The organism is uncultured Aquincola sp. (assembly GCF_964001545.1).
GTDB lineage: Bacteria > Pseudomonadota > Gammaproteobacteria > Burkholderiales > Burkholderiaceae_C > Aquincola.
Genome location: NZ_CAXFDV010000009.1, coordinates 1 through 6,954, shown reverse-complemented (window position 1 = coordinate 6,954; position 6,954 = coordinate 1). Strand labels below are relative to the sequence as shown.

The 6,954-nt window shown below is 69.8% G+C and carries 6 protein-coding genes, 2 tRNA genes and 1 pseudogene; 6 read left to right on the top strand and 3 right to left on the bottom strand.

Annotated features, from left to right (window positions below):
* Positions 1 to 179 (bottom strand): BLUF domain-containing protein (locus ABNT58_RS00365; RefSeq protein WP_348751533.1); only part of this gene is annotated, 179 nt, incomplete at its 3' end.
* Between the two features lie 22 nt (positions 180 to 201).
* A complete protein-coding gene (locus ABNT58_RS00360) occupies positions 202 to 933 on the bottom strand; it encodes a GTP cyclohydrolase I (protein ID WP_348751532.1) in 732 nt (243 codons plus the stop codon).
* Between the two features lie 77 nt (positions 934 to 1,010).
* Here ABNT58_RS00360 and rsmB point away from each other — a divergent pair, with 77 nt between their 5' ends.
* From rsmB to ABNT58_RS00330, 6 genes are all read left to right on the top strand, one after another.
* Positions 1,011 to 2,321, top strand: coding sequence for a 16S rRNA (cytosine(967)-C(5))-methyltransferase RsmB (gene rsmB / locus ABNT58_RS00355; protein WP_348751531.1), 1,311 nt, complete (start codon positions 1,011 to 1,013; stop codon positions 2,319 to 2,321).
* An 87-nt stretch (positions 2,322 to 2,408) separates the two neighbouring features.
* Complete coding sequence (locus ABNT58_RS00350; RefSeq protein ID WP_348751530.1) at positions 2,409 to 2,930, top strand: DUF4390 domain-containing protein; 522 nt, start codon at positions 2,409 to 2,411, stop codon at positions 2,928 to 2,930.
* Positions 2,931 to 2,937: 7 nt separating this feature from the next.
* Positions 2,938 to 5,232, top strand: a complete 2,295-nt coding sequence (locus ABNT58_RS00345; protein ID WP_348751529.1) for an ATP-binding protein — start codon at positions 2,938 to 2,940, stop codon at positions 5,230 to 5,232.
* Between the two features lie 5 nt (positions 5,233 to 5,237).
* Positions 5,238 to 5,939, top strand: a complete 702-nt coding sequence (locus ABNT58_RS00340) for a response regulator (RefSeq protein WP_348751528.1) — start codon at positions 5,238 to 5,240, stop codon at positions 5,937 to 5,939.
* Between the two features lie 53 nt (positions 5,940 to 5,992).
* Positions 5,993 to 6,068, top strand: a tRNA-Phe gene (locus tag ABNT58_RS00335).
* 124 nt (positions 6,069 to 6,192) lie between these two features.
* A tRNA-Leu gene (locus tag ABNT58_RS00330) sits at positions 6,193 to 6,277 on the top strand.
* Positions 6,278 to 6,459: 182 nt separating this feature from the next.
* Here ABNT58_RS00330 and ABNT58_RS00325 read toward each other — a convergent pair.
* A pseudogene (locus tag ABNT58_RS00325) lies at positions 6,460 to 6,954 on the bottom strand (amino acid permease); the annotation flags it as partial.

Genomic DNA, 6,954 nt, shown 5'->3' with positions numbered 1-6,954 from the left:
GCGTTCACCGCCATGCGGCCGCCTTCCAGCACCTGCATGAAGATGCCGGAGGAAAAGCACAGCACGCCCGTCACCCCCTGCCGCGGGTTGGCCGACTTGCAGTGGCGCAGCAGCGTGTGCAGCTCTTCCTGGTCGATCGAGGCGCTTGCGCGGCTCGCGTACAGCAGTCGTACCAGCATCTGTGTTCTCCGGGTGGGCTGCTCAGTGGCCGTTCTTCTTCGACAGCAGCGACAGGAATTCGCGCCGCAGCGTCGAGTCCTTGAGGAAGGCGCCGCGCATCACCGAATTGGTCATCATCGACTCGTCGTCCTTGACGCCGCGCCAGTGCATGCAGAAGTGGTCGGCCTCCATCACGATGGCCAGGCCGTCGGGCTTGACGCGGTCCTGCAGCTCGTCGGCCAGCATGGTCACCGCTTCTTCCTGGATCTGCGGCCGGCTCATCACCCATTCGCAGATGCGGGCGTACTTGCTCAGGCCGATCAGGTTGGAATGCTCGTTGGGCAGGATGCCGATCCACACACGGCCGAGGATGGGGCACAGGTGGTGCGAGCAGGCGCTGCGCACCTTCACCGGGCCCACGATCATCAGCTCGTTCAGGCGCGAGAAGTTGGGAAACTCGGTCACCGCCGGCATCGGCACATAGCGGCCGCGGAACACCTCGTCGATGAACATCTTGGCCACGCGGCGCGCGGTCTCGTTGGTGTTGTGGTCGCTTTCGGTGTCGATCACCAGCGACGACAGCACTTCCTGCATCTTGGCCGTCACCTCGGCCTTCAGCTCTTCCAGCTCGCCGGGGCGCACGTGGGCCGAGATGTTGTCGTTGGCGTGGTAGCGGCAATCGGCGCCGATCAGCCGGTAGCGGATGCGCTCGGAGGCCGGCAGACGAGCCAGGTCGTCCTCGTTCGGAAGGATCTTGGGGATGCTGCGTGACATGCTCATTCGGTGCTCCGGCCCTGCTCGGGCTCCTGGCATTGTCTGTTACGTCCTTGGCCGCTGGGTAGACTGCCTCGATGACCCCGCACGCCCTGCCGCTTTCCCGCCTGCTGGACCACACGGCCGATGCCGTGATGGCCGTGCGCAGCGGCAAATCCCTGACCGACGTGATCGCCCGCGTGCCGCCCGATGCCCGCGCCGGCACCCAGGCGCTGAGCTTCCATGCGCTGCGCTGGCTGGGCGGCGCGGCCAAGGTGCGCGAGGCCGTGGCCCCCAAGACACCGCCGCCCAAGGTCGATGCGCTGCTGGTCACCGCGCTGGCGCTGCTGTGGCCCACCGAGGCGCCGCCCTATGGCGACCACACGCTGGTGGACCAGGCCGTGGCCGCGGCCCACAAGCGCACGCCGGCGGCGGCCGGCTTCATCAATGCCGTGCTGCGGCGCTTTTTGCGCGAGCGGGCGGCGCTGGTGGCTGCGGCCACGCACGACCCGGTGGCCGCCTTCAACCATCCGCTGTGGTGGATCGACCGCATCAAGCAGGACTGGCCCGCCCAGTGGCAGCCGGTGCTGCAGGCCGCCAACCGCCGCCCACCGATGACGCTGCGCGTCAATGCGCGGCGCGGCACGGCGCAGGCTTATGCGCAGCGGCTGGCAGCGCAGGGGCGGGCGGCCACCGTCGTCGGCCCGCAGGCGCTGGTGCTGGCCGAGCCCTGCCCGGTGCAACATCTGCCCGGCTTCGCGGAAGGCGAAGTCTCGGTGCAGGACGCCGCCGCCCAGCGGGCAGCGCCGCTGCTGGTGCATGGCGAAGGCACGCTGCCGCCGCTGCCCGCAGGCGCCCGCGTGCTGGATGCCTGCGCCGCCCCCGGCGGCAAGACGGCCCACCTGCTGGAGCTGGCCGAGCTGGACCTGCTGGCGCTGGACAGCGACCCGGTGCGCCTGAAGCGCGTGCAGGAAACGCTCAACCGCCTGGGGCTGCAGGCGCAGGTGGCGGCCGCCGATGCGCGCGACCCGCGTGGCTGGTGGGACGGTCGGCCCTTCGACGCCATCCTGCTGGACGCGCCCTGCAGCGCCTCGGGCATCGTGCGCCGCCACCCCGACATCCGCTGGCTGCGCCGGGCCGAGGACATCATGGCGCTGGCCCAGGTGCAGGCGCAGATGCTGGAGGCGCTGTGGCCATTGCTGGCGCCGGGCGGCCGGCTGCTGCTGGCCACCTGCTCGGTGTTCCGGGCCGAAGGCAGCCAGCAGACCGATGCGTTTTTGCAACGCCACGGCGCGGCCGGCGCGCGGCTGGACCCGGCATCGCCCGGGCATCTGCTGCCGGTGGCTGACAATCCCGCCGAAGCCGTGGTGTCCGACGGCTTCTACTACGCGCTCCTGCACAAGACCTGATTGACCCGCACCGCCGTGATCCGCTGCCGGATGGTCCGCTCCCTTCTCGGGCCGCTCGCATGGCGGGCCCTGCTGTCTGCCTGGCTGATGGCCTGGCTGTCGGTCGCCGTCGTGCCGGCCACGGCGCAGGGCGTGGACCTGCTGGAGCTGGCCGTGCGCAAGCCCGAGGGCGGGCTGGTGCTGGACTACAACGTGCGGCTGCAGCTGCCCCGCGTGGTGGACGAAGCCCTGCAGCGCGGCGTGCCCATCTACTTCGAGGCGCAGGCCACCACCTACCGCCCGCGCTGGTACTGGCGCGATGAGCGGGTGGGCCGCGCCAACCGTTCGTGGCGCCTGTCCTTCCAGCCGCTGACGGCCAGCTGGCGTGTCAGCCAGGGCGGGCTGCACCAGTCGTACGGCACGCAGGCCGAAGCGCTGGCCGCCATCTCGCGCGGCAGCAACTGGCCGGTGGCCGACCTGGCCAAGGTCGAGCCCGACCAGCCGCTGTACGTCGACTTCACCTTCCGGCTGGACACCGGCCAGCTGCCGCGGCCGATGCAGATCGGCATCGGCACCTTGGCCGACTGGACCTTGCAGGTGGAACGCACCGTGCAGGTCGAGGCGCAGTGAGCGGGCGATGAGCAAGTCGCTTCGCTGGGCCTGGATCGTGTCGCTGGTGGCCGCCATCGGCGTGGCCCTGGTGCTCACCTTCGTGCTGGCCCTGACGACGGACACGCGCGTGTTCTACGAGCGCAATTTCGTCTGGCTGTTCTGGGTCAACGTCACCGTGGCGGCGCTGCTGGCGCTGGTGGTGCTGCTGGCCGCGGTGCGGCTGCTGGTGCGGCTCAAGCGCGGCAAGTTCGGTAGCAAGCTGCTGTTCAAGCTGGCAGGCATCTTCGCGCTGGTGGGCGTGGTGCCGGGTGTGCTCATCTACACCGTGAGCTACCAGTTCGTCACCCGCAGCATCGAAGCCTGGTTCGACACCAAGGTGGAGGGCGCGCTGGACGCCGGCCTCAACCTGGGCCGCAGCACGCTGGACGCGCTGGTGGTGGACCTGGGCGACCGCACCCGCGCCGCCGCCGACCGCATGGCCGAAACGCGACTGCAGCCCGACACGCTGCAGCTCGAGCGCCTGCGCGAGCAGCTGGGCGCCGAGCAGGTGGCCCTGCTCAATGCCAGCGGGCAAAGCCTGGTGGCCGCGGGCGGCAGTGCCGGCGCCGCCATCGCGCCCGAGCGACCCTCGGCCCAGCAGCTGCGGCAGGCCCGGCTGCTGCGCGCCGCAGCCCAGCTGGAGGGACTGGACGACGAGCCCACGCCCGGCGCCGCGCCGCGCGGGCGGGTGCGGGCGCTGGCGCTCATTCCCAACAACGACATCACGCTGGCCGGCGAGGACCGCTTCCTGCTGGTGGTGCAGCCGGTGCCGGCCGCGCTGGCCACCAATGCGCTGGCGGTGCAAAGCGCCTACCGCGAGTACCAGCAGCGCGCCTTGTCGCGCGACGGCCTGCGCAAGATGTACGTCGGCACGCTGACGCTGGCGCTCATCCTGGCGGTGTTCGGTGCGGTGCTGCTGGCCGGCCTGCTGGGCACGCAGCTGGCGCGGCCGCTGCTGCTGCTGGCCGAAGGCGTGCGTCAGGTGGCCCAGGGCGACCTGACGGCCAAGCCGGTGTCCACCGCCGGCGACGAGCTGGGCGGCCTGACCCGCAGCTTTGCCGACATGACCGAGCAGCTGGGCCAGGCGCGCGAGCAGGTGCAGCGCGGCGTGGCGCAGCTCGAGAGCGCCCGCACCCACCTGCAGACCATCCTCGACAGCCTGACCGCCGGCGTGGTGGTGTTCGACCGTGAGCGCCACATCGAGCGCGTGAACCCCGGCGCCACCCGCATCCTCAAGCTGCCGCTGTCGGCCCATGTGGGCCAGCGGCTGGACCAGGTGCCGGGGCTGGAAGCCTTTGCGCAGGGCGTGTGGCAGCGCTTCGAGCTGCACCGCTCCAGCCCCGAGGCCGGCGAGCGCGACCACTGGCAGGACTCCTTCGACCTGCAGCCCACCGTGGCCGACCGCGACACGCTGACGCTGCTGGTGCGCGGCGCGGTGCTGCCCAACGACGCGCGGCTGATGGTGTTCGACGACATCACCGACGTGGTCTCGGCCCAGCGCTCGGCCGCCTGGGCCGAGGTGGCGCGCCGGCTGGCGCACGAGATCAAGAATCCGCTGACGCCCATCCAGCTGTCGGCCGAGCGGCTGCAGCACAAGCTGGAAAGCAAGCTCGAAGGCACCGACCAGGCGATGCTGGTGCGCTCGGTGGGCACCATCGTCGCCCAGGTGCAGGCGATGAAGCAGCTGGTCAACGAGTTCCGCGACTATGCGCGGCTGCCGGCGGCCACGCTGGGGCCGCTCGACCTCAACCAGCTGGTGGGCGAGGTGCTGGCGCTGTATGGCGCGCAGGCCGAGCAGGGCCGCCTGACCGCGCAGTGCGCCGCGGGCCTGCCCGCCATCCTGGGCGACACCACGCAGCTGCGCCAGGTGGTGCACAACCTGGTGCAGAACGCGCTGGATGCGGTGGACGAACGGGCCGACGGCCATGTCGACGTGATCACCGAAGCCGTGCGCAACGACAACGGCGACGTGCGCGCCGTGCGGCTGAAGGTGCTGGACAACGGACCCGGTTTCAACGACAAGGTGCTCAAGCGCGCGTTCGAACCCTACGTCACCACCAAGAGCAAAGGCACCGGCCTGGGCCTGGCGGTGGTCAAGAAGATCGCCGATGAACATGGCGCACGCGTGCGCATCGGCAACCGTACCGATGAAGTGGCCGGCTTGGGCGAAACGGCTCAACCGGCAGGCGCGCAAGTTTCGTTATCATTTTCGAACCTCGCCGCCGAAACCGCCGCCGCCGCCGCCGTGGTGGTGGCCGGTTCTCCTCCCCTGGCGCACTGAGGATCATGGCCACAATACTTGTTGTTGACGACGAACTCGGCATTCGTGCCCTGTTGTCCGAGATCCTGACCGACGAAGGTCACACCGTCGAACTTGCAGAAAACGCCGCGCAGGCACGCACGTCGCGTGAGCGCCGACGTCCCGACCTGGTGCTGCTGGACATCTGGATGCCCGACGTGGACGGCATCACGCTGCTCAAGGAATGGGGCAGCACCTCGCAGCTGACCATGCCCGTCATCATGATGAGCGGCCACGGCACCATCGACACCGCGGTGGAAGCCACCAAGTACGGCGCGATGGCCTTCCTGGAAAAGCCCATCACCTTGCAGAAGCTGCTGCGTGCGGTGGAAGCCGGCCTGGCCAAGCCCGCCCCTCGCGGCCATGAGGCGGCGCCCCTGGGCGGCGGCCTGCCGCTGCGCGGCGACGGTGGCCTCACGGTGGAGTCGGCGATGACCGGCGGCCTCGGCCTGCCGCCGCCGCAGCCACTGCAACTGGGCCCGCAAAGCGAGCAGTCCTTCGACCTCGACCGGCCGCTGCGCGAGGCGCGTGATGCGTTCGAGAAGAGCTACTTCGAGTTCCACCTGGCCAAGGAAAACGGCAGCATGACCCGCGTGGCCGAGAAGACCGGCCTGGAGCGCACGCACCTGTACCGCAAGCTCAAGCAGCTGGGCGTGGACCTGAGCCGCAACAAGCGCAGCGCGCTCTAAAAAACGCGGCGGGGTATTGCGGCCCCAAGTTTTGACGCTATACTCGTGGTCTTGGCCAAGTAGCTCAGTTGGTAGAGCAGCGGATTGAAAATCCGCGTGTCGGTGGTTCGATTCCGCCCTTGGCCACCAAAATCGCAAGACCCTGGCAAGCCTGGCTTTCCAAGGTTTTTCGTAGGACCCGGTTGTCTAGACAAGTTGTGCGCAAGGCTTGCCAAACACGCAACTTCTCGTGCTACAGTCGCGGCCCTGAAATGCCCAGGTGGCGGAATTGGTAGACGCACTAGTTTCAGGTACTAGCGGGTAACTCCGTGGAGGTTCGAGTCCTCTCCTGGGCACCAAAAATCAGCAAGGGCCGATGCGCAAGCATCGGCCCTTTCGCTTTGATGGAGCCCCCAAGCTCGCTGCGCTCGCTACCCCCTGGGCCCTGGTAGAGGGCCCTTCGGACCCTTGGGGCTCACCCGCCCTTGGGGCGGCCCGGCGGGCGGGTGGTGTCGCCCCCAAGCTCGCTGCCCCCGGCCTGCTATGGGCCCGTGGCACCACGTCGCGGCGCCAGCACCGCCGCTCCCACCGCCAGCACACCCAGGCCCACCAACGCACCGGCCTTCACGTACAACACGCTCGACACCAGCAGGTAGCCGCAGCAGGCGCAGAAGGCCAGTGGCAGCCAGGGGTACAGCGGCACCTTGAAGGGCCGCGGCGCCTCGGGGTGGGTGCGGCGCAGCACCAGCACCGACAGCGCGCTCAGCACCAGAAAGCCCCAGTACACCGGCGACAGGTAGTCCACCATGGTGGAGAAGCCGCCGCGAGTGACGGTGCCCAGGCCCACCAGCGCCACCGCCACCAGGCCGATGGCCGCCACCGAGGCCGGCGGTATGCCGCGCGACAGGTCCCAGCGGCCCAGCCGCGCACCGAGCCATCCGCCCAGCAGCCGCGCCTGCTGCAGGTCGTGGGCCGCGGCCCAGGTAGTGCGCGCACCGGCGATCAGGATGGCGTTCATCACCGTGATCGAGGTCAG